This is a genomic window from Nostoc sp. PCC 7107 (genome assembly GCF_000316625.1).
Lineage (GTDB): Bacteria > Cyanobacteriota > Cyanobacteriia > Cyanobacteriales > Nostocaceae > Nostoc_B.
This window is the reverse complement of record NC_019676.1, coordinates 1,602,677-1,628,476: the sequence shown is the minus strand read 5'-3', so window position 1 is coordinate 1,628,476 and position 25,800 is coordinate 1,602,677. Positions and strand designations below refer to the sequence as shown.

General features: G+C 41.2%; 30 protein-coding genes. 17 read left to right on the top strand and 13 right to left on the bottom strand.

What is annotated here, in order from left to right; translation table 11 throughout:
* Positions 1–7: 7 nt before the first annotated feature.
* Together NOS7107_RS06985 and NOS7107_RS06980 are read left to right on the top strand one after the other, a co-directional pair.
* Positions 8–706 carry a glutathione binding-like protein gene (locus tag NOS7107_RS06985; protein ID WP_015112273.1) on the top strand — a complete coding sequence of 233 codons (699 nt, stop codon included), beginning with the start codon at positions 8–10 and terminating at the stop codon, positions 704–706.
* Between the two features lie 107 nt (positions 707–813).
* The gene (locus tag NOS7107_RS06980; RefSeq protein ID WP_015112272.1) at positions 814–2,013 is read left to right on the top strand and encodes an MFS transporter; all 1,200 of its coding nucleotides are present in this window, start codon (positions 814–816) and stop codon (positions 2,011–2,013) included.
* 32 nt (positions 2,014–2,045) lie between these two features.
* Here the strand turns inward: NOS7107_RS06980 and NOS7107_RS06975 are convergent, their stop codons facing one another.
* Positions 2,046–2,996, bottom strand: coding sequence for a class I SAM-dependent methyltransferase (locus tag NOS7107_RS06975; protein ID WP_015112271.1), 951 nt, complete (start codon positions 2,994–2,996; stop codon positions 2,046–2,048).
* 397 nt (positions 2,997–3,393) lie between these two features.
* Here NOS7107_RS06975 and NOS7107_RS06970 point away from each other — a divergent pair, with 397 nt between their 5' ends.
* Positions 3,394–4,191 carry an alpha/beta fold hydrolase gene (locus tag NOS7107_RS06970; RefSeq protein WP_015112270.1) on the top strand — a complete coding sequence of 266 codons (798 nt, stop codon included), beginning with the start codon at positions 3,394–3,396 and terminating at the stop codon, positions 4,189–4,191.
* Between the two features lie 70 nt (positions 4,192–4,261).
* The gene (locus NOS7107_RS06965; RefSeq protein WP_015112269.1) at positions 4,262–5,086 is read left to right on the top strand and encodes a bifunctional 2-polyprenyl-6-hydroxyphenol methylase/3-demethylubiquinol 3-O-methyltransferase UbiG; all 825 of its coding nucleotides are present in this window, start codon (positions 4,262–4,264) and stop codon (positions 5,084–5,086) included.
* 8 nt (positions 5,087–5,094) lie between these two features.
* Here the strand turns inward: NOS7107_RS06965 and NOS7107_RS06960 are convergent, their stop codons facing one another.
* Positions 5,095–5,703 (bottom strand): pyridoxamine 5'-phosphate oxidase family protein, encoded by a 609-nt coding sequence (locus NOS7107_RS06960; RefSeq protein ID WP_015112268.1) that lies wholly within the window; start codon positions 5,701–5,703, stop codon positions 5,095–5,097.
* Between the two features lie 47 nt (positions 5,704–5,750).
* Here NOS7107_RS06960 and NOS7107_RS28940 point away from each other — a divergent pair, with 47 nt between their 5' ends.
* From NOS7107_RS28940 to NOS7107_RS06945, 4 genes are all read left to right on the top strand, one after another.
* Positions 5,751–5,921, top strand: a complete 171-nt coding sequence (locus tag NOS7107_RS28940) for a hypothetical protein (protein ID WP_172641456.1) — start codon at positions 5,751–5,753, stop codon at positions 5,919–5,921.
* Between the two features lie 132 nt (positions 5,922–6,053).
* Positions 6,054–6,683, top strand: coding sequence for a dTMP kinase (gene tmk, locus NOS7107_RS06955; RefSeq protein ID WP_015112267.1), 630 nt, complete (start codon positions 6,054–6,056; stop codon positions 6,681–6,683).
* Between the two features lie 193 nt (positions 6,684–6,876).
* A complete protein-coding gene (locus tag NOS7107_RS06950; protein WP_015112266.1) occupies positions 6,877–7,365 on the top strand; it encodes a hypothetical protein in 489 nt (162 codons plus the stop codon).
* Positions 7,366–7,386: 21 nt separating this feature from the next.
* Positions 7,387–7,767, top strand: a complete 381-nt coding sequence (locus NOS7107_RS06945) for a DUF423 domain-containing protein (protein WP_015112265.1) — start codon at positions 7,387–7,389, stop codon at positions 7,765–7,767.
* Between the two features lie 219 nt (positions 7,768–7,986).
* Here NOS7107_RS06945 and NOS7107_RS06940 read toward each other — a convergent pair whose 3' ends face one another.
* The 3 genes from NOS7107_RS06940 to thrB all read right to left on the bottom strand — a co-directional run bounded on the left by NOS7107_RS06940 (position 7,987) and on the right by thrB (position 11,375).
* On the bottom strand, positions 7,987–9,600 hold the full coding sequence (locus tag NOS7107_RS06940) for an NAD(P)H-quinone oxidoreductase subunit 4 (RefSeq protein WP_044499788.1): 1,614 nt from the start codon (positions 9,598–9,600) through the stop codon (positions 7,987–7,989).
* A gap of 300 nt (positions 9,601–9,900) precedes the next feature.
* Positions 9,901–10,407, bottom strand: a complete 507-nt coding sequence (locus tag NOS7107_RS06935; protein ID WP_015112263.1) for a hypothetical protein — start codon at positions 10,405–10,407, stop codon at positions 9,901–9,903.
* A 53-nt stretch (positions 10,408–10,460) separates the two neighbouring features.
* Entirely contained in the window at positions 10,461–11,375 is a 915-nt protein-coding gene (gene thrB / locus NOS7107_RS06930; RefSeq protein ID WP_015112262.1) for a homoserine kinase, read from the bottom strand.
* Between the two features lie 110 nt (positions 11,376–11,485).
* Here thrB and NOS7107_RS06925 point away from each other — a divergent pair, with 110 nt between their 5' ends.
* Positions 11,486–11,725, top strand: coding sequence for a hypothetical protein (locus NOS7107_RS06925; protein WP_015112261.1), 240 nt, complete (start codon positions 11,486–11,488; stop codon positions 11,723–11,725).
* Between the two features lie 37 nt (positions 11,726–11,762).
* Here NOS7107_RS06925 and NOS7107_RS06920 read toward each other — a convergent pair whose 3' ends face one another.
* The 7 genes from NOS7107_RS06920 to thrS all read right to left on the bottom strand — a co-directional run bounded on the left by NOS7107_RS06920 (position 11,763) and on the right by thrS (position 15,827).
* Positions 11,763–12,101: a type II toxin-antitoxin system PemK/MazF family toxin gene (locus tag NOS7107_RS06920; RefSeq protein WP_015112260.1), complete on the bottom strand. Its 339-nt coding sequence runs from the start codon at positions 12,099–12,101 to the stop codon at positions 11,763–11,765.
* A complete protein-coding gene (locus NOS7107_RS06915; RefSeq protein WP_015112259.1) occupies positions 12,101–12,337 on the bottom strand; it encodes a hypothetical protein in 237 nt (78 codons plus the stop codon). Before NOS7107_RS06915 ends, NOS7107_RS06920 begins: the two co-directional genes overlap by 1 nt.
* 96 nt (positions 12,338–12,433) lie before the next feature.
* Positions 12,434–12,901 (bottom strand): hypothetical protein, encoded by a 468-nt coding sequence (locus NOS7107_RS06910; protein ID WP_015112258.1) that lies wholly within the window; start codon positions 12,899–12,901, stop codon positions 12,434–12,436.
* A gap of 135 nt (positions 12,902–13,036) precedes the next feature.
* Complete coding sequence (locus NOS7107_RS06905; RefSeq protein ID WP_015112257.1) at positions 13,037–13,372, bottom strand: XisI protein; 336 nt, start codon at positions 13,370–13,372, stop codon at positions 13,037–13,039.
* Entirely contained in the window at positions 13,360–13,758 is a 399-nt protein-coding gene (locus NOS7107_RS06900) for a XisH family protein (protein WP_015112256.1), read from the bottom strand. Before NOS7107_RS06900 ends, NOS7107_RS06905 begins: the two co-directional genes overlap by 13 nt.
* On the bottom strand, positions 13,733–13,930 hold the full coding sequence (locus NOS7107_RS06895) for a hypothetical protein (protein WP_015112255.1): 198 nt from the start codon (positions 13,928–13,930) through the stop codon (positions 13,733–13,735). The genes NOS7107_RS06900 and NOS7107_RS06895 overlap by 26 nt, the downstream gene beginning before the upstream one ends.
* A gap of 55 nt (positions 13,931–13,985) precedes the next feature.
* Positions 13,986–15,827, bottom strand: coding sequence for a threonine--tRNA ligase (gene thrS / locus NOS7107_RS06890; RefSeq protein ID WP_015112254.1), 1,842 nt, complete (start codon positions 15,825–15,827; stop codon positions 13,986–13,988).
* A 355-nt stretch (positions 15,828–16,182) separates the two neighbouring features.
* Here thrS and NOS7107_RS06885 point away from each other — a divergent pair, with 355 nt between their 5' ends.
* Positions 16,183–16,500 carry a DUF2605 domain-containing protein gene (locus tag NOS7107_RS06885; RefSeq protein WP_015112253.1) on the top strand — a complete coding sequence of 106 codons (318 nt, stop codon included), beginning with the start codon at positions 16,183–16,185 and terminating at the stop codon, positions 16,498–16,500.
* Positions 16,501–16,763: 263 nt separating this feature from the next.
* Positions 16,764–17,078: a DUF2973 domain-containing protein gene (locus NOS7107_RS06880; protein WP_015112252.1), complete on the top strand. Its 315-nt coding sequence runs from the start codon at positions 16,764–16,766 to the stop codon at positions 17,076–17,078.
* Positions 17,079–17,146: 68 nt separating this feature from the next.
* Here the strand turns inward: NOS7107_RS06880 and NOS7107_RS06875 are convergent, their stop codons facing one another.
* The gene (locus tag NOS7107_RS06875) at positions 17,147–19,438 is read right to left on the bottom strand and encodes an amylo-alpha-1,6-glucosidase (RefSeq protein WP_015112251.1); all 2,292 of its coding nucleotides are present in this window, start codon (positions 19,436–19,438) and stop codon (positions 17,147–17,149) included.
* Positions 19,439–20,292: 854 nt separating this feature from the next.
* Here NOS7107_RS06875 and NOS7107_RS06865 point away from each other — a divergent pair.
* The 6 genes from NOS7107_RS06865 to trpE all read left to right on the top strand — a co-directional run bounded on the left by NOS7107_RS06865 (position 20,293) and on the right by trpE (position 25,687).
* Positions 20,293–22,296 (top strand): DICT sensory domain-containing protein, encoded by a 2,004-nt coding sequence (locus tag NOS7107_RS06865; protein ID WP_015112250.1) that lies wholly within the window; start codon positions 20,293–20,295, stop codon positions 22,294–22,296.
* A gap of 35 nt (positions 22,297–22,331) precedes the next feature.
* Positions 22,332–22,520 carry a hypothetical protein gene (locus NOS7107_RS29830; protein ID WP_044499782.1) on the top strand — a complete coding sequence of 63 codons (189 nt, stop codon included), beginning with the start codon at positions 22,332–22,334 and terminating at the stop codon, positions 22,518–22,520.
* A 281-nt stretch (positions 22,521–22,801) separates the two neighbouring features.
* Positions 22,802–23,098: a BrnT family toxin gene (locus NOS7107_RS06855; RefSeq protein ID WP_015112249.1), complete on the top strand. Its 297-nt coding sequence runs from the start codon at positions 22,802–22,804 to the stop codon at positions 23,096–23,098.
* A complete protein-coding gene (locus tag NOS7107_RS06850; protein WP_015112248.1) occupies positions 23,088–23,372 on the top strand; it encodes a hypothetical protein in 285 nt (94 codons plus the stop codon). The genes NOS7107_RS06855 and NOS7107_RS06850 overlap by 11 nt, the downstream gene beginning before the upstream one ends.
* 235 nt (positions 23,373–23,607) lie before the next feature.
* Positions 23,608–24,027, top strand: coding sequence for a photosystem I reaction center subunit II PsaD (locus NOS7107_RS06845; RefSeq protein WP_015112247.1), 420 nt, complete (start codon positions 23,608–23,610; stop codon positions 24,025–24,027).
* A 142-nt stretch (positions 24,028–24,169) separates the two neighbouring features.
* Entirely contained in the window at positions 24,170–25,687 is a 1,518-nt protein-coding gene (gene trpE, locus NOS7107_RS06840) for an anthranilate synthase component I (RefSeq protein WP_015112246.1), read from the top strand.
* Positions 25,688–25,800: the final 113 nt, after the last annotated feature.

The following is a 25,800-nucleotide window of genomic DNA, read 5'->3' as shown; positions in this document are numbered from 1 at the left end:
TCAAATCATGATTGAGCTTTACTATTGGACAACGCCCAACGGTCATAAAATCACGATATTTCTGGAAGAAGCGGAATTACCTTACAAAATTGTGCCTATCAATATAGGTGCTGGGGAGCAGTTTCAACCAGACTTTCTCAAGATTTCTCCTAACAATCGTATCCCGGCGATCGTTGACCATGAACCAGCCGGTGGGGGTGCGCCAGTTTCAGTATTTGAATCAGGGGCAATTTTGCTTTATTTAGCCGAAAAAACCGGGAAATTAATTCCTCCAGATATTAGAAAACGAGTAGAAGTACTGCAATGGCTGTTTTGGCAAATGGGGGGTTTGGGGCCAATGGCCGGACAGAATCACCACTTTAGTACCTACGCTCCCGAAAAAATTGAATATGCAATTAACCGCTATGTCAACGAAACAGCACGCTTATATGCAGTGCTAAATAAGCAACTAGCAGATAAAGAATTCATTGCTGGTGATTATTCCATTGCAGATATCGCCGCTTATCCTTGGATTGTGCCTTATGAACGCCAAAGTCAAAAATTAGCAGATTTTCCCAATATCCAACGCTGGTTTGAAGCAATTAAAGCTCGTCCTGCAACAATTCGTGCCTACGAGAAAGCCGAAGCATTCAAAAATCAAGCTTTAGATATCGACAAATCACGAAATTTGTTGTTCAACCAATCAGCAAAGACAGTTACAAATTAAATAATTGAAGAGTGTATGGGTTTAGGGGTGTCGGGTGTAAGGGAAAATCCTCACTTTCAAACCTTTACACCCTTCTCAGCACTCAGCACTTTACACAGGAGAATTAAGTGGGTAGGTTAATAGGGCAGACAGATAAGACACCTGTATCTTTAGGACTTTTGGGTGCTGCTGCTTTTATGGTGATTGCTGATGTGCGGGTAATTGATCCGCTGCTGCATATTATTGCCAACGAATTTAATGTTGGTGTTGGTAGTGCGGCGGTGATTGTCTCGGCCTATACGATTCCTTATGGATTATTTCAGTTAGTTTACGGCCCGTTGGGCGATCGCATCGGCAAATTAAAAGTGATTACAGCCGCATTAACGGCGTTTGCCGTGGGTACAGCCCTTTGTGCGTTTGTCTCCAATATTGCCCTACTAACTTTACTGCGGTTTCTCACAGGAATGTTTGCCGCAGGTATTATCCCTGTGACATTAGCTTATATCGGTGATAATTTTCCCTATACAGAACGTCAAGCCGCCATTGGCAAATATTTAAGTGCGTTGGTACTGGGTCAAATTCTCGGCGGTAGCTTGGGTGGGATATTTGGCGAGTATATTAGCTGGCGCGACATCTTTTTATTGTTTGGGATTGTTTCTTTAGCGATCGCTGGTTTACTATGGCGAGGAACGCGTAATTTTCGAGATGGCAATCGTTCTACAGAGCGATTTAGTCTGGCAACATTCAAGCCATATTATCAATTACTAACTCAACCAACGGCCCGAACAGTGATTATCGCCGTATTTATTGAAGGCTTTTGCTTGATGGGAGCATTTGCTTACGTTGGTGCATTTCTGCGCGATAGATATGGCTTACCTTATGTAACCATTGGGTTTATGTTGAGTAGTTTTGGTTTGGGTGGCTTAATTTATAGCCGCAGCGTTAAGTGGTTAGTGCAGCGGCTAGGTGAAACTCGACTGATGGGAGTTGGTGGCTGGTCAATGTGTATTTGCTTTTTAGCGATCGCATTATTACACAATTGGCTATTATTTATTCCCTTCTGCACCTTGATGGGGTTGGCTTTTTATATGATGCACAGCACCCTGCAAACCCAAGCCACCGAACTAGCACCAGAAGCACGAGGTACAGCAGTCTCGTTATTTGCCTTTAACTTATTTATCGGTCAGGGAATTGGTGCGGCCGTCTTTGGGAGAGTGGTAGATAATTTTGGCTATGCACCTTGTTTTATCATTGCCGGAATTGCCCTTGCCATACTCGCAACTTGGTTATTTAAAAAAGGCAAACCAGAAGAAGCGGCTAGAGGTTAGGAGCAGAAGAATTTTAGATTTTGGATTGCAGATTACTCAGTATGTCGCGTAGCCACACACATCAACGATAGGGCTGCTTCTGATGAATTAGGATTGATCCCTGACAGTAATTGAGCAAAGCGATACTTCCATTCCGACTGGCCGTAATTACCCTCAAAAGTTTCTGTACCCAGCTGATGGTTGTGAGGGTAAGTTTTCACGGTAAACCCAAGGGGTTCTAAAGTTCGGTGAAACATTTCTGCTGTGACTCCATCCCCCGGTCGATGATGAACCTCAGTTGCTAACCCCCAACTTTGTTCTGCGGCGGAAGCATGACCACCGCGTTTAATGAACCGATAAAGTCCCAGACGCAACTGCCATAACCACATCCCTAACCCTTGGAAATTCCAAGCACTGCGATGAGGATCATGGTCTGTGATTAAGATTCCCCCAGGACGAACTAAACGTGCTGCTTCTGCTAAAACTACATCCATCTGATCACAATGATGTAATGTCGCATTTACCGCCACAATATCAGCAAAACCAGAGACAAAAGGCAAGTTATGGGCATCTGCTAACACAGGTGTATAGCCCAGACTTTGCGCCATTTCCAGTCCGCCATAACTCACATCCACACCAATGAGTAATTTTGGTTTACCGCCAAGTGTGGCAAAGATATTACCAGGGCCACAACCGATGTCCACGATAATTTTGTCATCCCAACTACCCGTAGCTGCTTGCCAGCGAGATTTGAATATATCGTTACGATGGCAAGCTTCAAAGTAGTTTTTTGCCCATTCTGGATGCCCAAAATAATAGCTATTGGCTTCGATTGCCGGACTCTCGTTAGAGATGGGGTAAGTTAAAATGCTTTTTGCATCTACATCAGCACCAATATTCGATGCAAGGTAAAGTTGTAGGGTGGAATATTCAGCAGTTTTGATAGTTATTACCTCCTTTTTGATGAATAAACTAGGAAAATTGGTAAATAAAAACTTAGCCAAGCTATTTATTTGGCTGTGGTTTTTGTATTCTGCACCATCCGATTTACCTGGGCTGAACGCTGAACTTTAAGTTGTTGATATTACTTACTTGTTTTTAATTAACCTATCCTGTTTTTTCTAGGTAAGTCTTCCGTAAAATCTCGCAATTACTAGTTTTCATGATTTCTGCGGAAGGTTAATGAATTTAAGATTGAATATTTTTGAAATTAAACAAAGTTGAGGAAAAATACGTATTTTAATTTGATGTTAAATCTTAGACATTTTTTGGGGTTATCGGTGTGAATTCGGGAAGATTATTGATTTTGCAATTTCATGAGATGCAATTATCTGGGAAAATAACTTAAAGCAGATTTCAAGTTCTTGAAGCTGTTGTAAAGCCAATTATGATGAATGAGTAATGCCCAAAGTTCAGGTTAATGGAATTGACATATTTTACGAAGTTAAAGGTACTGGTGAACCTGTGTTGTTGATTGCTGGGTTTATGTGCGATCGCTCTTACTGGTCGCTATTATTACCACACCTAATTTCTCACTATCAAGTGATTCGTTTTGATAATCGAGGTATTGGGCAAAGTTCTGCTCCTAATAGCCCTTATAGTACTCAACAAATGGCTAAGGATGCCGCAGCAATACTAGATGTTCTGGGTATAAAACAGGCGCACATAATAGGTCATTCAATGGGTGGTCAAATTGCCCAAGAATTAGCATTGCTGTATCCTAAAAAAGTCAAGAGTTTAGTGTTACTTGCTTCTTTAGCTAAAGGTAATGAGCGATTTCATCAACTAGTTGAAAGCTGGGGTGATGTTGCCACAAAAATAGACTTAAAATTATATGAAAAACTCATATTACCTTGGATATTTACTGATAATTTTTATGCTATTCCAGAAATGGTATACCAACTAATTGAATGGGTAACTAACTATCCTTTTACGCCTACAGCAGATGGAATATACCATCAAAGCCGAGCAATTATTAACCATGACACAACCGATAGAATTAAAGATATTAATTGTCCAACTCTAGTCATGGTTGGTAAACAAGATATTCTCACTCCCGTAATTTTTTCTGAACAACTTGCTCAAAATATTCCTCTAGCTGAACTGCAAATAATAGAAACTGGCGGGCATGGTTTTTTGATTGAATCAACAGAAGCAGTTACTCAAGCTATACTGAAGTTTTTAGCAAAATTTCAGTAATTAGTTGAATTGATTATTCTATACTGAATAATTTAAATTACTGATTGTATTATTACTATTGGGGGGAACTATGGAAAACTTTAAACAAACTATAGCCAATTTCGCTAACAAAGACCTGGAAATACGAAAAAACTGGTATTCTCCAGCAGCAGAAGCTTATAACAAAACCAGACCTCGCTATCCACAAAATTTTATTGAGCAAGTTATTAAAGCTGCTCAATTATCTCCAGATGTCAAAATTTTAGAAGTGGGCTGTGGCCCTGGAACAGCAACAACTTCATTTGCTCAATTAGGTTATTCCATACTCTGTCTAGAACCAAATCCAGATTTTTTTGAGTTGGCTAAACAAAATTGTCAATCTTATCCAAATGTGGAGATTCAAAATATATCTTTTGAAGAATGGGCTTTACAATCTGAGCAGTTTGATGCTGTTTTAGCTGCAAGTTCCTTTCACTGGATACCAGCAGAAATAGGATATCCCAAGGCTGCAAGTGCTTTAAAAGATAATGGTCATTTACTTTTATTCTGGAATAAAGAATTACAACCTAGTTATGAAGTTTACCAAAGATTGTCTGAAGTTTATCAAAAACACGCTCCATCTCTTGACCGTTATGAAAGTTGGCAAGCTCAACAAGAAATATTCAAGGGATTCGGGAGTATATTTATTGATTCGGGAAAATTTAAAGATATAAAATTTGGTCAAGTTACTTCTGAAGTAGTTTATAGTACCGATGAATATTTAACGCTGCTCAATACCTATTCACCATATATACAATTAGATGCAGACACCAAAAAAATCTTATTTGCTGAATTAAGTCAACGAATAAATAATGACTTTGGTGGAAGTCTGCAACTTTCATATATCTCGGCTTTTCACATTGGCAAAAAAAATTAAAATGGCGTTTATCTGCTTTTATTGCGATCGCTTAACAATTTCTCCAACTCCGTAATTCTCGCTTGTAAAGGAGCCATTATAGCTTCAACCTCATTCACTGAATAGCGAATGGGAATGTGTTGAGGACAATTTTCACTGACAGCCTCAACATGAAACAAAATCGCTCGTTCAATTTCTGCTGGGTAGCCAGGGATACGCAGTTGTTCAATTAAAGCTGTATCACCTTCAATATATTCGGCTGTTCCCCAAACTTTAAGGCGTTTGCGGTGACGGTAATCCATCAAAAACAGAAATGCTTTTGCTTCTCCTGATAAATTACCCACTGTGATGTACTGCACATTTCCCGAAAAGTCGGCAAAACCCAAGGTTTTTTCATTCAGTACTCTGAGAAAGCCTGGTGTTCCACCGCGAAACTGAATGTAAGGATAGCCATGAGAATTGACTGTTCCCAAATAAAATCCATCAAGACAAGCAATAAATTCCGCAATTTGTGGAGTAATTGAATCGTTAGCAGGGCCATTAGCAATATAGCGTTCATAGGTTTGCCGCGAACCTCGTTGTAGCTGCGCGGCTTGAACTTCAGGCGTAAAAGCAATTTCTCCAAACTTGCGTGGCATAATAATGCACTCCTAGGTGAACTTTATGAGAGTGGACAGGAACCCTTTTGATTGGCAATTTTTTACTAGATTCAGTGTGTGATGAGTTGCACAATAAATCTGAAGCGTTGTTTCATGCCAGGATTGATGCGATCGCCACCATTTTCATTGAAGATGGTATGGATGAAGAACTAGTCAAATATAAAGGAGAAAATACTGCGATCGCAATTCAAGATTGATTAGTTCTGTCTCAGAGGTTGAATGATCCTGCTCTTTTTATGACTGTTGTCCAAAACTTGCCAAAATAACTAATACAAATGCGTAATTAAATCTTACCAGTGACACAGGACAAAGGACAGAAGTAAACCAGCATGAGTGGCAAATTAATTGTATTTGAAGGGGTAGAAGGCTGCGGCAAAACAACACAAATGCAGCTTTGTGGTCAGTGGTTAGAAAGTTTGGGTATTTCGGTAGTGGTCACTCGTGAACCAGGAGGAACAGAGTTAGGTTCGCATTTGCGGCGCTTATTGCTGGAAAAATCGGAAGATAAACCAGTTGCAGATGTAACTGAACTGTTATTATATGCGGCTGACCGCGCCCAACACGTTGAACAAGAACTCAAGCCCAATTTAGCAGTAGGAAGATATATATTATGCGATCGCTACACTGATTCTACTGTTGCCTATCAAGGTTACGGTCGGGGTTTGAATATGAGTTTAATTGAACAACTCAACTATATTGCGACATCTGGCTTAACAAGTGATTTGACTATTTGGTTAGATGTGGATGTTGAGGTGGGACTTAGCCGCAAACATGGAGAAGCCGTAGGTTTAGACCGCATTGAGCAAGAAGCCATCACCTTTCATCGCCGTGTTCAACAAGGATATAGCCAGTTAGCTGCGGCGCACCCATCCCGCATTGTGCGAGTAGATGGTAGTTTAAGCAAAGAAACTGTACATAGTTTAATTCAAGAAATTTTACGCGATCGCTTGCAAGTTTAATCTGTTTAGAACTTACGCAAATAAATGCAAAAGTAAGGGTTTCGAGAACGGTGTAGGTATTCAAAACCCTTACACCCTTATACCCCTACACCCAGTCTCAACAGACAATTTGTGTGTGTAAGTCTTGATAAACTGGAACGTTGATGAAAGTGGGGTTAAAATCACAAGCAAAGTCTCAATTTAAAATCGAGTTATGAAGACTGCTGAAAAATTGGCTGCGGGTTGGCTACTGACACTCGGATTCATGTTTTTGACACTATCTGTCTCTGCGGTAAGTGAGAGAAATACTATGCTCAAGCCAATTCCATCAGGGGATGATGCAGATTCCGGCAAGGATTTTGTGAATAAAGAAGCTCTTTATATGCTGGATACTACCGCCAGCCAAAGTTTTATTTTTGGTGTACCGACAATGATTTTGGGTGGTTGGTTAAGTTTATCTTTATACCGTCGCAGTAAGAGTGAACAAAAAGTACTTCAGCAACAAGTGAGCGATCGCTTACAATCAATTTTCTATCAAATGTTACAAGAAAATCATGGGAGAGTTACTGTCTTAGGCTTTGCAATTCAGTCACAACTACCAGCTTCTACTGCGCGAGAATTTTTAGACGAAAAAGCTAAAGAATTCAATGCAAATTTTAAAGTCAATGAAGAAGGGGCTGTATCATATCATTTTGATGTCTAAATCTGTTGATAAATAAGTCTCATGACGCAGATTTTTTTGAGTGTAGCTGCCGTTTTCGGCGGTTTGTCAGTTGCGGCTGGGGCTTTTGCTTCCCATGCTTTGCGAGAGCATATTAGTGAGCGATCGCTGTTAATCTTTGAAACTGGCGCTCGCTACCAAATGTATCATGCTCTAGCACTTTTAGTAGTTGCTCTCCTCATCAGTCGCCTCGAATCACCTCCAACTACTTTAATTGCTAGTGGATGGCTATTTATTATTGGCATTGCTATTTTCTCAGGCAGTTTATACGCCTTGAGCTTAACTGGTATTAAATATTTAGGCGCAATTACTCCATTAGGTGGTGTCGCCTTTATAGCTGGTTGGGCTGCTTTAGCTATTGCTGCTGGGAATTTAAAGTTCTAAATTTTTTGACGCAGAGAATTGCACAGGACTTACGCACAGGCTACGGAAAATCGAACCACAGAGACGCAGAGGTCACGGAGAAATGAGAGTTTGAGAGGTGTTTTGCGTAAGTCCTATTGCAGAGTCTTTTTCGCCAAAATTTAAGGGGTGATTTGATAATCACCCCCATATTCCCCTCTAATTAGAATTTATTTTTAGCACCCTGATGAGGATGTAATCTTACTTTGAAATATTAACTAAATTTTCAACTGTAGCATTAGCCAAGGTTGGCGCTGTAAAAATTTGGGAGTAAAGACTTGTTGGCTGTTGACGAGCCACAACTGGTAGCACTTGACGCGCGTGAGTAGCTACTTCTACTGTTTTTACATCATAAGTCTGCGTTACTAGTTTGGGATAAAAACCAATACCGATGATGGGAAGTAGCAGACAAGCAGTAATGAACAATTCACGAGGCTTAACATCAGCCACTACAGCATCTAGATGTAATTCTTCACTTTGCTTACCGTAGAACACTTGGCGCAGCATGGACAGTAAGTAAATTGGTGTCAAAATCACACCGACTGCGGAAAGTAGCACAACTACAATCTTGAAGCTGGAACTGTAAACATCACTGGTAGCGATACCGAGGAATACCATCAATTCGCCGACAAAGCCACTCATTCCAGGTAAAGCGAGAGAAGCCATTGCACCAGCAGTATACAGCGCGAAGGTTCTAGGCATGACTTTACCAATGCCGCCCATTTTATCCATCATCAAGGTGTGGGTACGTTCGTAAGTTACACCAGACAGGAAGAATAAACTAGCAGCAATCAAACCGTGGGAAACCATCTGTAACATGGCTCCACTGATACCAATTTCTGTGTAAGAAGCCAACCCAATCAGCACAAACCCCATGTGAGCAATTGAAGAGTAAGCCAAGCGGCGTTTGAGGTTGGTTTGAGCAAAGGCGCAACAAGCACCGTAGACAATATTGACTACACCTAAGATTGCTAAAACTGGAGCGAAGTAAACATGAGCATTAGGCAACATTTCAATGTTGAAGCGAATTAAGGCATAACCACCCATCTTCAACAACACACCAGCCAAAATCATGGAACCAGGTGCAGATGCTTCACCATGAGCATCGGGTAGCCAGGTGTGCAAGGGGAAGATTGGCAACTTCACACCGAAGGCAATCAATAAACCAGCGTAGACTAATAATTCCAAGGCTTTAGGATATTGTTTCATTCCTAGAGATGCCATGTCGAAGGTGACGGTATCTCCATAGAATGCCATCGCAAAACCAGCTACAAGAATAAATATGGAAGCAGCAGCAGTATAAAGAATAAACTTGGTAGCAGCGTAACGACGTTTTGCACCACCCCAGATGGAAATTAGCAAGTAAACGGGAACTAGCTCGATTTCCCACATGAGGAAGAACAAGAGCAAGTCTTGGGCAAGAAACACACCCAACTGGGCGCTATACATTACCAACATCAACCCATAAAACAATCGCGGCTTGTTGGTTACTTTCCAAGCCGCGAAGACTGCTAGTGTGTTGATTAAGCCTGTTAACAAGATGAGGGGCATCGATAAGCCATCAACTGCTACAGACCAATTTAAACCGATTTGTGGAACCCAAGAGTATTTTTCGACAAATTGGTAAGTTGAGCTTTGAAAATCATAGTTATGCCAGAAAGCATAAATCATTAAGGCAAAATCCGCGATCGCAACTCCTAAACCATACCAGCGGACTGTTTTTCCTTCTTTATCCGGAATTATGGGGATGGCTAAGGCAGCCACCAAGGGCAAAGCAATTATGGCAGTTAGCCAAGGAAATTCCATAGCATTCATCACTTCTGACAATCGTTTTTTGTTTTCGCTTTTAATTACATTATATTAAGGAATCGTTACTTTTGTAAACGTTATTTATCTCCAGAAAATTAAATTTTGGTTATTGATGAGTATCTATACTCATTAATTCTGTGATTTTGACCATAAACAGGAATAAATACTTATCCAATTTCATGGCAAGTCCATTCTATGTATAAATTTTTGTAACGTCAACAAAAACGGCGGCATCAGCCACCGTTACAGTTCTTAACTAAAAGTAGTCTAAGCAGGGATTTTACCCTGAAGATTTTGGGTTAACCTCTAAACGATGCGGTTGACAATTGTCCAAACTTCCCCATCAGAACGGACATAGGGAACTGAAATAGTCTTGAATCCGGTAATAAAAGGTTTGTAATAAACCTGCCAATATAAAGGACTGAGATAATCGGCTGAGGATTTCAACTGGCGGATTTCGCTTGTTAGTTCCGCAGCTAGTTCGTTAACACGTTCGGCGTGAACCTGCGCCACTTTTTTCGCTTCTTCTAGTTGCTGGTGTATGGTAAGTTCGTTTGATTCAAGTTGCCAACGAGTTAATTGGGCTTGTTTGTGATGTATCTGAGTTGTCAAAGCTGCGATCGCATCATCTATACCTTTGAGTTCCACTGACAGTTGAGCATTTTCTCTAGCTTGGCGGCGGTAAGCCTCAACAATTGCCGAAGGAGTAATATCGCCAGATATCGCATTATTTTTATTAAGCGCAGCGCGTTCTTGCTGAAGAACTTGAATGTGAGACTTGAGTTCTGCTATCTCCGATTGAATCTGATCCATGTTAAAAAGTATGAAGTGTGAAGTGTGAAATTTTATTTTGACTTTTGACTTCTTCAAAGAAGGGTTGCGCCTTGGGTGTCTAAAGCAAGCGATCGCACTTCGGCTTCAATACCAGCATCTTTCCAGGCTGAAGCCATTGCCAACTCTACATCTGAGGAGTGCGCCACATCCACCAAAGCTAACAATGTCGGCCCCGCACCACTAATCACCATACCGAATGCACCAGCCTCCACCGCCGCAGCATTCACAGCATCGTAACCAGGAATCAAAGCTTTACGATAAGGCTGATGCAACTTATCTTGTAAAGCTGCCCTTAACCATTCTCCCTTACCAGTTTCCAAGCCGCGTAACAATAAGCCTAAATGGGCAGTATTAAAAATTGCATCTGCCCGACTAAATTCAGTGGGTAAAACCCGCCGCGCTTCTGAGGTGGAGAGTTCAAAATTGGGAATCGCCACGACTGGAACAATATTCTCATGCCAAGGTACATCACAAATTTCCCAACCAGTATCACTAGTAGCCGCTAGACGACATCCGCCGATTAATGCTGGAACTACATTATCAGGATGTCCTTCCATTGCGATCGCAATTTCCATCACCTGCACCTGAGATAGAGGTTCACTCGCAAGTTGATTTGCCGCCACCAAACCGCCAACAATGGCTGTCGCTGAACTACCCAAACCCCGCGCCAATGGAACACCCAAACCAATCTCAATTTTCACAGCCGGCGGTGTCTGATCTATATATTGATATAACTTCAAAAACGCCTGATAAAGTAAATTACTCTCATCAGTTTGCACTCGTTGGGCTTCTGCACCTGTGACATGAATAGTTAAACCACCTTCATCTAGGCGTGTAAACTTAAACTGGTTACACAGCGTCAAAGCTGCACCGATGCAATCAAAACCAGGCCCCAAATTAGCAGTTGTAGCGGGAACCTTAACCGTGACAGAAGAAATAACAGACATCTGCAAATAACTCACCTAACCAATCAACCAGCATCCCATGTAACTGGTTGATTTGTTAATTATTTGAGGTACAAATAGAGTCAATAAAACTTATAAAGTATATATCCACTATGGCTTTTTACGTATTGATTTTAAAATACCAGGAGGATCAAAGCGGCGTTACTTATCTGTTCGGTCCTGATGAAGATTATCTTGGAATGCTGTGGCTAGACAAATCTAGTGGAGATATTAAAGAACTTCAAGAAACTCCAACTCAAAACTCACAGGCATTTTTCCAAAGAGCATCTGTAAAGGTTTGGCAATATTGGAAACAAGGAGAATTTCCAGAGAAAACTTGCTGGGCATCCTGACATTAAAATTCAGACTACAGTTTCATGGCTAGAGCTGCTAGAGGTATAAAATTATTCGTAGCCCTTCATCTACTTCCTCTTGCAAATAATCTGGTAATGCTCCGACTCGCTCAACCAAAAAGCTTTTATCGATAGTCAAAAGTTGAGATACGTTAACCACAGAATCTTTAGGTAAGCCTGATACTTCACGCGATAACAATACATTGCCTGGGGCTTCTGCCAATTGAATACTTGAAGTAATAACAGCAACTATGACTGTACTGATGCGGCTTTGATTAAACGTATCATCTTGAATTATCAAAACAGGACGACGATACCCAGGCTCAGAACCTACTGGCTCAGGTAGGTTCGCCCACCAAATTTCACCTCGATACATTACCAATCCTCATGTGGCAGAGACATAAATTGCATCTTTGCCAACACTGGATCTAGTTCAGCAGATTCTTGAGAATAAACTTGGTTCAGCTTGCTCAGAATTTGATTACGGTTATACTTTTGCAGATACGCTTGCAATGCTTTCGTATAAAGTTCACTGCGTGATATTCCTAAATGTGTAGCAAGTGCTTCTGCTTCTTCAAAAACTGAATCTGGTAGAGAAATAGCAGTTTTCATAGGAGTTTTGACAGTAATCACATCTATTAAGGTTTATACCCTAGTTATACCTTGATTGCAATATGTCTCAAGCAACTGAAACATCCCTCTGTTTAACTATTTTTCAAAAACTGCTTGTAAATGCGTTCTCAAATTTTCTATGTTTTCCCAGCGAGACATCAGGCTTGGACTAGTTAGTAACTTTGCTTGTGTATTGTAGTAACCCCAATCTGCTTGCATTACTTCTTTATCAAGGGGAATATTACTAGGGTTATTAAAATCAGCTACCCAATGAACCTTCACCCATCTAAAAATACCCCACTGATCTGATTCGTTCCATTGGAGTTTATCTTCGCTTCCTTCATTAACCAGTTCAACTACGTGGGTCAAGTATCGCTCTTGATCGAATGGGTTTTGAGACAGGATTATTAATGCACCTTTCGGTAAGTGTAAGGCATGATTCTCTACTCCTTTACCCTGTTTAAAGTTTAAGTGGTAGTATCCGCTAACTTTGTAGTACTCATAAGCCCATTTTTTCCCATCGTCACTTATATTCTTAATGTATTCCAGACGAGATAAATCCATTATTATTCCTGCCAAAAATTTGCAATCACCACTGTAACTTCATCTACTATAAACGTCAAATTTTATACTCTAAAATACCAATTAATCTTTCTCAAAATTGCAAATTACTTTACCCAAGTGTCGCAAGTAAGTATTTTAAGCAACGGCAAATCCCGTATATTGCCTGACATCAGGCTCGTGAAATCCAAGAACAATATCTTCTTTAGGAATACCAGCTTGCACAAGTTCATTAGCAATCCCATCTTCGGTATTGTCGCACTGAATCCAAACTTTACCATTCATAATTTCAATATGAATTAAACAACTGTGCAAGTGTTCTTTCTCTTGCCAACCTTCAGAGATAATCAAATACTCGTCATGTTCTGAATCAAATGCTGCTCGATTACGGATATCAGCATTGGCATAGGAAATGTTGAGATATGATGTGAGTATTTTACGGATTATATTTCGGTAATTATTTAGTCTATCCATTTGGTAATTGCCTCCGCTTGCGAGTCGAATACAATTAGTTTAATAGTATTTTCTTCCAATAAAATTTTGCCAATTTCTTCTGTAAAAATTTTGTTAAATACTGTGTCACGAATAGCTAAATAAATAATTCTCTCTGATTCAAGACGTTGCAAAATTTTTTCATACAAGATGTATTGACCAAGAGTATTTTTGAGGTCTTCTACTTCTGATATTCCAACAAAACTTTTTATTTCTACAGCTATCTTTGTTCCTTGTTTTTCTGCTGCTATGTCAATAAAAATATCTTTCTTGCCAATCTTAAGGCTAAGTGGGTCATGAGTAATCTGCCACCCATCTTTAATAAGGGCGTTTTTTACACAATCATGATAAATGTCTTTGGCTGGCATTACGTAATTGCTTTTTAGCTTCCACTTGAGTAACAGTTCCTACTGTCTTGGCTACTTCTAATCCTCGCATAACTTTTTCTATGACATACAAATGGTATTGAATATCATCAATTGAGCAATCATCTGGTAGTTGCGGCAAAAGAGATTGAACTTTATCTTTTGTGGTACTCATAGACTGATTAGTTAATATTAGTTTTTAGACTGGGTGTTACCCAGCCTAGTTTTTACTAGAAGTTGTCGAAGTTTGCGATCGCATCTTTCAATTTCTGTACTACTTCATCTACAGAAACTGCGCCTAATTCCCCAGAAGCGCGGGTACGGATGCTTAAAGAATTTGTTTCAACTTCCTTCGCACCTACCACTGCCATTACTGGTATTTTATCTTTCTCGGCGTTGCGGATTAATTTACCCAAGCGATCGCCACTGGTGTCCACTTCTGCACGGATACCCAAAGCCTGCATTTTTGCTACTACAGCTTTCGCAAAGTCTAGCTGTGCATCACTTACAGATAGCAATCGAACTTGCACAGGTGCTAACCACAAGGGGAAATCACCGGCATACTCTTCAATTAATATGCCAATCAACCGTTCTAAGGAACCAAAAGGCGCGCGGTGAATCATCACCGGACGTTTGCGCGAACCATCTTCAGCAACGTATTCTAAATCAAAGCGTTCTGGTAAGTTGTAGTCAACTTGCACAGTTCCCAATTGCCATTCTCTTTCCAACGCATCTTGGAAGATAAAATCGAGTTTTGGCCCGTAAAATGCAGCTTCGCCAATGCCTTCAAAGTGATCCATTCCTAATTGTTCCACAGCCCGGCGAATCGCACCTTGAGCTTTTTCCCAAGCTTCATCGGAACCGATATATTTATCACTAGCTGGGTCACGGAAACTGAGTCTAGCTTTGAAGTTCTTCAATTGCAGACTCTTGAACACCGACAAAATCAAATCCACTACGTTGAGGAACTCTGCGTCTAGCTGTTCTGGGGTGACAAACAAGTGAGAATCATCCACAGTAAAGCCGCGGACTCTAGTTAAACCGCCTAATTCCCCTGACTGTTCGTAGCGGTAAACAGTACCGAATTCTGCCAAGCGCATTGGTAGTTCCCGATAGGAACGCAACTCGCTCTTATATATTTGGATGTGGAAGGGACAGTTCATCGGCTTCATCACAAAGCCTTGCTCAAGTGCTGCGGCGGCTTCATCCTCTGCCATCAAGGGGAACATATCTTCCTTATACTTTTGCCAGTGGCCGGAAGTCTTAAATAAATCGACTCTGGCAATGTGGGGAGTGACTACAGGTAAATAACCACGCTTTAGTTGCTCCTGCTTGAGGAAGTCTTCTAAAATATTCCGCAATAAAGTACCTTTGGGAGTCCACAAAGGTAAGCCCGGACCTACTAAGTCGGAGAAGATAAATAAACCTAATTCTTTGCCGAGTTTGCGATGGTCACGACGTAGTGCTTCTTCTTTGCGGCGTTTGTACTCAGCTAGTTGTTCGGGAGTTTCCCAAGCAGTACCATAAATCCGCTGTAGCTGCGCTTTGGTTTCATCCCCACGCCAATATGCACCCGCAACGCTTTCTAAATCAATGGCTTTCGGGTTTAAATCCTGAGTATTTTCCACATGAGGCCCGGCGCACAAATCCCACCATTGATCACCCAAGTGATAAATAGTAATGGGTTCTTTTAAATCTGCCAGAATTTCTAATTTATAAGGCTCGTTGATTGCCTGAATGCGGCGTTCGGCTTCTTCCCGGCTGACTTCTTCTCTTGTTACTGGCAATTTGCGATTAATAATCTTCGCCATCTCTTTTTGGATGGCTTTGAGGTCTTTGTCAGTAAATGGCTCTGGACTGTCGAAGTCGTAGTAAAATCCATTTTCTATCCAGGGGCCAATTGTAACTTGCGCCTTGGGAAACAGCTTCTGCACTGCCATTGCCATTACATGAGAAGTTGTGTGGCGAATCTTTTTTAAGTTCTCTGATTCGCTGGTACGGGGTAACTTAATTTTTTCTGGTTGTTCTGCTTGATGCAGATTTTGATTAGGCGACATTGGCTGCTGAACCATTGGCGAAGTGATTGCAAAAAGTAATTTATTAGTTAAATTGCTGAAAATCTTACCCAAATATAACATGGGGTTATGTTTCAGCTTGACAGGCTTTTAGCTGCACTGGATGAACTCTAGCATTCTCTGAGAGTATGAAACTTGATCCTAGCTTGTGGCAAGCATTTTTCGTGACTACAGCCTGTAGTTTTCAAGATTTTTAGCTGAGAAATATTATGTATTTTTATTAAAAATGAATTTTTGTAACTATTACGACAGATTTTTATAGCTATCTTTCCACAGACATAGCATATAATAATGTTAAGTTTTGTAAAAAACGTTAATATTAATTAGAAAAATAGAAGTATCCTTCAGATCTATGCAGGACTCAAATTTACCAGGGACTGAGTTGCTAAAAACTGTCTTAGAGCCTTTGTTACAAGACTTTGACTATTGGTTTGCGCGATCGCGTCACCTTTTGGAAACTGAGCAACTCTCATTTATGAGTCGCCAAGAACAATCTGACCTGCTGTTACGAGTCAAGCAAGCACAAGCAGAATTAAATACAGCAAAGATGCTATTTACGGCCACTAATCAACAAGTCGGGATTAATATGACAACTTTAATGCCTTGGCATCAATTAGTTTCGGATTGCTGGAAGGTAGCTATGCGCTTCCATCAAGAAAAAGAGAATTAAAGTCTAGCGACTAATTTGTACTAGCGATATATGACATGATTCGCATAGATACTATAAAATACTTAACAAAATTTTTATTAACAAATAATGTATCTTATGCTACCGTAAACTGATAGCCGTTAACAAATTTTTTCACATTAATAATATAAGCGTAAGCGCATCTTTGGTGCGTTAAACATTTACACCCGCTGAGATTTTCAACATCAGCGAAGCTTTTCAGTATAAGGTTTTTAAACTTGCTGCCCCTGGAGGAAACCCATATTATGTTGCACCTACTTTACATTCTTGCTTTTACGATTCTTGCTTGTATCGCCGTTGCTAATTTAATCCGTAATCTAGTTATGTTTAGTTTTGACCGAGAACGAAATTACCCAGTCAGATATTCCGCAATGGGTAATCAAGGTTATATGTCAGCCAAAAAATCAGTTCCCCATCCAGAATTCTTAGATAGCGCCGGCAATATTATTAAAGAACCGCTGTTAGTTATGCGCTCAATTAACGTTGAAGATGCTAGACAACAGCTAGATGCTATTTACGAAGCTTCTCCCGGACACAAGAGTGAAAATCAGGAAAAATAGCAGATAAAGTATAAAGTCTCCAAGAAGAAGGATTTTATACTTCATCATTAATACTTGATATTTAAAGATTAAGCCTCTATAACTACGCGGAGATTACCACGTTTTTTCGCTACGCGACAGGCAGTAGTATTACCAGAACGCTCAAATTCTAAATCTAGAATTGTGGTGCCAACTCGCAAATTGTGAAATGATAGCTGATTAATCGACTCTGGTAAGGCGGGGTCGATAATTCGTAAGCAGTTATTTTTTGCGTCTGGTACTAAATTGACGATCATTTGCAGCAGTTGAAATACACTACCAGTAGCCCAAGCTTGTGGTGAACAGGCAACAGGATATTGTACAGGGGCATTGTCGCCATTGCGTTCGTAGCCGCAAAAAAGTTCTGGTGGGCGTTGGTAAGGCTGCGTACCCGTCATGTCGAGTATACCTTGAAAAAGTTCCAAGGCTTGATCGATTAAACCGAGCGATCGCAAACCCATCGCAATCAAAGAGTTATCATGAGGCCACACCGAACCAATGTGATAACCCATCGGATTATAGGCAGGCGATAAACTGCTTAAAGTCCGAATCCCCCAACCATTAAACATATCAGGTGCGCGTAACCTTTCAGCCACACTGTAGGCTTTTTCTGGGGTAAAGATGCCTAATTGTAGACAATGTCCAGGGTTAGATGTAACACTATCTACTTGTTTACCGTCACCATCCAAAGCTAAAGCGCAGAAATCTTGGTCTTCTATCCAAAAGTCTCGATTAAAACGCAACTTGAGATTTCTGGCTTCTTCTTGCCAACGGTCTGCTAGATCAAGCCGCTTCTTCATTCTGGCAATTTCAGCTAGGCGAATCTTAGCAGAATAGACATAAGCTTGGACTTCACAGAGGGCAATTGACCCATGAGCTAAATCTCCCTTACGATCAACAATACAATCACCTGAATCTTTCCAACCTTGATTAGTTAAACCACGTTTAGATTTACGATAGTAGCTCAGATAGCCAGTTGCTTGCAGATGACTATCAATCCAATCCATTGCAGCTATAGCATTCGGCCACAACTGTTCTAAAGTTTCGTGGTCATGAGTCCAAATGTAGTATTCTCCATACAACATCAACCATAAGGGTGTCGCATCAACTGTACCGTAGTAAGGTGTATGGGGAATTTCTTGACAACGAGCCATTTCTCCCAAACGTAATTCGTGGAGAATTTTCCCTGGTTCTTCTTCGCGCCATTCATCTTCAGTTTTACCTTGGTGGGCTGCCAGTAGCAGCAAGGTTTCTTTAGCGATTTCCGAGTTTAATATTAATGTTTGGGAAGCCGTAATGATGGAATCTCGACCAAACAACGTGGAAAACCAAGGTACACCAGCAGAAACAGTTTTGTACTTGCCAAAGGACTGGCGTAACAAGTACATATCTTGTTCTGCGCGGTCAATGACATGATTGAGGATACTTTTATCTGAACTAATGCGGGTAATTTGTTGCACCCAATTTTGTTTTTCCATCAATTCTGCGGCTTTAGCCTGTCCTAGAGTAAAAGCCGCACTGACAGTAGAACTAGAGGTATTGTTAGTTAACAAATTTATGCGGTAGCCAATTTTGAGAGTTGCATGAGTTGCTAACTCTAACTGCCATACGGCCGTGTAACCTTTAAAGTAATCTGGTAGGCGATGCTGGAATTGGATACGAGACTCCATTACTAAGCCATCTAGACCTTGATAGGCTAATGTTAAGAACTCGGCTTTGTGAATCTCAGGGTGAGGTGATACAGAACCACAACTATCACCATTCAACATGGTTCCATTGTCGGGTGTAGGTTCTACTAAACGTAGAAGTTTACCTCGATTATCTCGGTCATAACCCCGCACTTCAAACAAATCGACAAAATCTGCGTCAAAGCTAATACTGAGTTCAAAGCTGACAGTAGTGGTGCTGTAGTTAGATACTTCGATTTCTTCAAATAGTGCGCCATTGAGGACAATTTCGCGGCGAATACCGACATTTTCAGCTTTGAGGCGATCGTCAATTTTGGGGTTAGTACACAAAACAGAAAGAGAAAATCCTTTTTCCGCAGTGCTGCCCAGGAGTATAGGCGATCGCCCTTCAATTTGCAATTCCAGCCGGTTGAGAAATCGCGTATCACAACAAAACAATCCCATACTGGGGTTGCCTTCATTCAGAGAACAGCCAGAAATGTTCCCTATCGTATCTGTCACCAAAAATAAATCATCATCTTTTACCGTCATAGTTGGTTGTGGTCTTTCACTCACAACACAAGGCCACTCTGGTATGGGTAATTGTTCTGCGGGAATAAAAGTCTTTCCGTCTAGGGAAATTTTATCTTGGGTGATGAGCAAATCTGGTGTCATTCGCCAAAGTTCCGTTTACAGGTCTATGTTGTCGTAATCGTAGTAACTTTCATGAGTTCAACAGCAGTACACTCTAAGCAAAAAAATACTGCTCAGAACTGGAAAAAAGACGTTAGGGAAAACTTATTTGACGAAACTTACATAATAAATCTTTATAACTTTATATTTTATTGGGTGAAAGTCAAGGCTGATAATACAGGATTTGTAGTGGGATTTAATCAACCCTGGTATATACTCTCGCTTTACTCGCTTTCTCTTCTATTTTTGGCGACAAAGCTACAGAATACATCCGTCAGAGTCAATCAGTAGGGAAAACCCAGTAAATTATAGATTGATTAGGCGTATTAACACAGAAGTCTATTCGGAATTATTTACGGCTCCTGAAGTCTGTTTCGATCAACTTTTGGTTAACGAAAGAGCAGATGTGACCGAGAATATATATTGAGCGTAGTAGCTGAGGATTTAAATCATCCCTATGGGCAAAATGTAGATCAACAAACAAAATTTCAGTGAAGACCAAGCATCTTTAGCCAATGGCCATGCCACGTCTGTGCTTAACTGCGCTAAGATGCCCACGGAATTTATAGCCGTTATTGGTCTTGCCTTCACTCTCGACTAGGATATTTGTAAAGGAACCTATAGGCACTCCTCCTCCTACAGTTAGGCAGAGTAACTTGTCATCTGAAGAGTAAAAGCTGAAAAATACACAAAAAAGTGTTTTGCCTTTTAACAGTGCAATTTAGGATTCTTTACATAATGCACTGTCTTGGCCTAGTTTGAGAGTGGATTGTAATTTGTACAATGCAGCTGTGACGTGGATTTTTTCTGTGAAAGTGGCTCCTTAAACAATATTCATGAGCATTTCGACTTCCGTGCTGAGTGATCTGCTACAGTTCATTCCTTACCTGCGGCCCCAGCTATATTTCAAAGCATCACTAACCGCCCTCTCCCACGCGATGGAAGATCAAGTTTTGGCGGCAACTTTAGACAGGCCTTTGGTAATTGCCAGCTTTCAACGAGAGCGATTTTATCGTCAAGAAGCTCATCGCTATCAAAGGCTGGCGCAACGCAGTAATCAAATATACGTTTTATCTGCACCAGAAACGGACTTTGCCAATAGCTCAGAATACTATGAAAAAGTTGCCTTTGAAGCTGATGATGCTTTAACTCAGGAGTGGCACTTAGTAGTAATTGCTGATAATTATGCTACTTGCTTAGTCTGTAGAGAAAGCCTCGGTTCCATTGCTAAAAACCAACAAGTACCAGAGTTTAGCACTGGACTCGACATAGACACAGCACGCAGGTTCGAGGGCGTTTGGACATCGGAGCGAGGAGTCAGCATTAAAGCTGCACAATTGTTATTAGACAGAATTATAGTTTATCGACCAGACCTAGCCAGCAAAGTCAAAGAGGCAAGGCAACGGTTTGGCATTGGGGAACCAAGAACGTATTCGCAAATTGGACAAACCGAATTTGCTTGTGATATTGATACAGACCCCTTTGTGCAGCGCTTGGTGACTTATCTGCAAGCTAGTCAGTATAAATTGCACAAAGCTTATCGCTCAATTATTGCCCAAGCACGGAAAGAACGTTTAGTCAATTCTATTGGTACAGCTATTCGGCGATCGCTCGATCCCCATGAAGTTCTGCACATCGCCGCCCAAGAATTAGGGCAACACTTAGGGGCAAGTCGTTGTTTAATTTACCGCGCTCAAGCTACAGAAGCCCAAGCCACAATTGAACACGAATTTTTGACAGATGGGGTTTTATCGGTGTATGGGCAAACCTGGGATTTAGATAATAATCTGTTATTTCAGGAAGTTGTGCAGCAAGGTGAGGGTGTTTGTGTGGCTGACACTCTGAACGACTTGCGGATCAGTAATTCCACAGCCCTTACCTTAATTGCCAAAAAATTTAGTATTCGTTCTTGGCTGATGGAACCAGTGTTATCTCAGGGACGACTGCTAGGGATTATTGAATTACACTATTGCAGCGTACCGCCCCACCAGTGGCAACCAGGGGAATTTGATTTGGTCAAAGCGATCGCCACCCAAATCGGAGCCGCCTTAATTCAAGCCGAAGCCTACGCCAATCTCGAAGAACTCAACCAACAGCTAGAAGCCCTTGATCGCACCCGTAGTAACTTGATTGCCATTACAGGCCATGAACTGCGTACCCCCTTATCTACTATTCAAGTTTGCTTAGAAAGCCTCGCCAGCGAGCCAGATATGCCTTTGGAATTACAGCAGGTAATGTTAAATACAGCCCTGACCGATTCCGAACGGATGCGAAAACTCGTCCAGGATTTTCTCACCCTGTCTAACTTAGAAAGTGGCCGTGTGGAATGGCACCCCGAATCACTCACTTTACAAGAGTGTGTGGATTTAGCACTCAGCCGCATTCGCACTCGCCCCACAATGGAAAATCCACCAAAAATCAAGGCGGAAATTCCTGATAACCTGCCTTTAGTTAAAGCCGATGGCGATTGGTTAGTGGAAGTATTGGCAAAACTCATCGACAACGCCTGCAAATTTACGCCATCTGAGGGGGAAATTTCCCTTTATGCCATTCATGTTAATCAGACGGTGGAAGTCACTGTGGCGGATACAGGGCGAGGGATTGAACCAAATCGCTTGGAAGTAGTATTTGACCGCTTTTATCAAGAAGAAGGAGCGCTACGGCGTACCGCTGGCGGCACAGGTTTGGGGCTTGCAATTTGTCGGCAAATTGTCAATGGTTGGGGAGGAGAAATTTGGGCAGAGTCCACAGGTAAAGACCAAGGTAGCCAGTTTCATTTCACCATTCCCATTGTTCTAGGTAGCCAGGAAGAAAAGCGGACAAAGGTGAAAAGTAAATAGTCAATGGTTAATGGTGAATATCTTTAACTTTTAATATGCAGAAAAGTCATAATGGCCCTGATATAGCGAACAATATTATTGTGTTATGTCCTAACCATCATGTCATGCTTGATTATGGAGTTATCAAGCTTAATATCAGTGAGATTCGTATGAATACTGGTCATAGTATTAGCAGAGAGTTTATTGAATACCATAAAGAAAAGATATTTGGTGCAAGCTATTAGTTACTAGCTATATGCTTTTGGAGGAAACGTGTAGAGCCATTGAACGTTTTATTTAACTAGATATCAAGACACTAGCTTGGTTTCAAGTTTAGAATCAGGATAATGAAAAGAAAATGGCTGTGGCACTACAGATTTATGCAGAAGCCCACAAAGCATAGTTGAACTGTGAACGCCAATCTCGTAATATGTATAGCGAATTAGTATAAAAAATGTCGAATCAATCCACCCACAACATAATAACGTATTGACAATGTAAATACATTCTGCTTACACTCCAAGGTATGGATGTGTATTTCGTACTCAACGGCATTACCTTCGTCTGGAATGATGAAAAAGCCAGGATCAACCCAATCAACCATGATGGTGTCACATTTCAACAAGCTACAGAAGCTTTCTTTGATCCTTTGCTTGTAGTTGTTGATGCGAGTCGCAATGATGAGGCGCGAGATGCTGTTATTGGTTTAGACAAGCGATGGAATCTTTTGTACGTTGTTTACATTGAGCGTGAAAACGACATAATTCGGATTATTTCGGCTCGTAAAGCGACACGCAAGGAGCGAGAATATTATGAAGGTTGAAGCTTTAAAAAAGCGCCTGGATAAAAATCGTCCTATGACGACAATTACAATTCGTATTCCCGAAGATGTGATTGAGGATTTGAAGCGCGTTGCACCGTTGCTTGGTTTTTCTGGATATCAACCTCTGGTGCGTGCTTATATTGGACAAGGACTAAGGACAGACTTGGAACGATTAGAAGGTGATACAGTATCTGCGTTGATTACCAGTTTAAAGCGCCACGGTGTGAGTGATGAAGTACTTCAAGAGGCACTCAACGAAGTTACTCAGCGTTAATAAGCAACCAATCATGTAAAGTTTTATATAGTCTGAATTTCAGTTTTTGGGTGAAGTTCATTTTTTGTTGATGATCATTCGCTGTTTTTTGGTAAAGAGTGAATTTGACAGATTGCTGGACTATAGATTATGGAGTTTTGACTTTAAACTAAAAACTGTTACAGACTATGACGCGATCGCAATATGATCGTAATGGCGGTGTTACGATGCCCTAAAAACCTTGAGAGAATGCTCTATGGCAGAAACACTTTCTGGAAAAACCCCACTGTTTGCTGGTAGTACTGGCGGCTTACTCACCAAAGCAAAAGAGGAAGAAAAGTACGCTATCACTTGGACAAGCCCCAAGGCACAGGTATTTGAATTACCTACAGGTGGCGCTGCTACCATGAACCAAGGCGAAAACTTGCTTTACTTAGCTCGTAAAGAATACGGCATTGCTTTGGGCGGTCAACTCCGCAAGTTCAAAATCACAGATTACAAAATCTACCGGATTTTACCCAGCGGAGAAACCACCTTCATTCACCCAGCAGATGGTGTCTTCCCTGAAAAAGTTAACGCAGGCCGTGAGAAGGTACGTCACGTACCCCGTCGCATTGGCCAAAATCCTGAACCCTCAGCACTCAAATTCAGCGGTAAACAAACCTATGATGCCTAGAAAATAGGTATAGGTTTCAGGGGACTGGGTAAGAAAAAGTATAAAGTGTGAAGTGTAAAGTATGAAATTAATTTCATACCTTAGCCTTGATGCGGAAATGTTTATCCTGCCCAGTCCCCAATCGTCAATTCCATAACAGTTTATGATTTTTCCCGATTTCTCTGATTTTGCTCAATTAGCTTCGCAAGGTAACTTTGTCCCGGTGTATCAAGAATGGGTGGCAGATTTAGATACACCAGTCTCTGCATGGTACAAAGTTTGTGCTGGACAGCCTTATAGCTTTTTGTTGGAATCGGTGGAAGGTGGGGAAAAAATCGGACGCTATAGTTTTGTTGGATGCGATCCGTTGTGGGTGTTGGAAGCCAGAGGAGAAACAACTACCCAGACACACCGTGATGGTTCGCAAGTTGTGTTTGCTGGCGATCCTTTTACAGCTTTAGCCCAATGTATTGAGCCTTATCAGCCTATCAAGTTACCCCAATTACCACCAGGAATTGGAGGGTTATTTGGTTTTTGGGGTTATGAATTGATTAACTGGATTGAACCGCGTGTCCCAATCCATCCCCAAGATGAACGCAATATTCCCGATGGGTTATGGATGCAGGTAGACCAATTAATCATTTTTGACCAAGTAAAACGGAAAATTTGGGCGATCGCATATTCTGATTTACGTGACCCGAATGTAGATTTACTCTTGGCGTATCAAACAGCCTGCGATCGCGTGACTAATCTGGTCACTAAGTTATCTCTACCAGTGTCACCACAAAAAACAATCCTGGAATGGACACCTCCCGGTAATCAAAAAGCAGAAAACACCGAATTAGAGTACAGCAGCAACTTCACCCGCGCTGAATTTTGCGCCAGTGTCCAAAAGGCCAAAGACTACATCAAAGCAGGCGATATCTTCCAAGTTGTAATTTCCCAGAGACTCTCTACAGAATACACAGGCGACCCCTTTGCCCTTTACCGTTCGCTGCGACAAATTAATCCTTCGCCTTACATGGCTTATTTTCACTTTCAGGATTGGCAGATTATCGGTTCCAGTCCCGAAGTTATGGTGAAGGCGGAATGTGACCCAGATGAGGGTATTATCGCCACAGTCCGCCCCATAGCAGGTACACGTCCACGGGGTAAAACAACCAAAGAAGATGCGGCCTTTGCTGAAGATTTACTCCAAGACCCCAAGGAAATTGCCGAACACGTTATGCTGGTTGACTTAGGACGGAATGATTTGGGGCGAGTTTGCCAAAGCGGTAGTGTGAAAGTTGATGAATTGATGGTAGTTGAGCGCTACTCTCATGTGATGCACATCGTGAGTAATGTAGTAGGTAAATTAGCCCCCAATAAAACCGCTTGGGATTTACTCAAAGCTTGCTTCCCCGCAGGAACTGTTAGCGGCGCACCCAAAATTCGGGCAATGGAAATTATTAACGAATTAGAACCAAGTCGCCGAGGTGTTTATTCTGGTGTGTATGGCTATTACGATTTTGAAGGACAATTAAATAGTGCGATCGCAATTCGCACAATGGTATTACGAGACAACATCGTTAGTGTTCAAGCTGGTGCAGGTTTGGTAGCTGATTCTGAACCAGAAAAAGAATACGAAGAAACGCTAAATAAAGCTAGAGGGCTATTAGTCGCAATTCGCTGTTTGCGTTAAAGAGGTTTGACGGAAATATAAAAAATCCTAAAAACTAGTAGGGGCGTAGGCTTCGTCTTCCCGTAGGGTACGGCTGTTTGCCTTTGCATAGATTTGTTCAAAAATCAAATCGG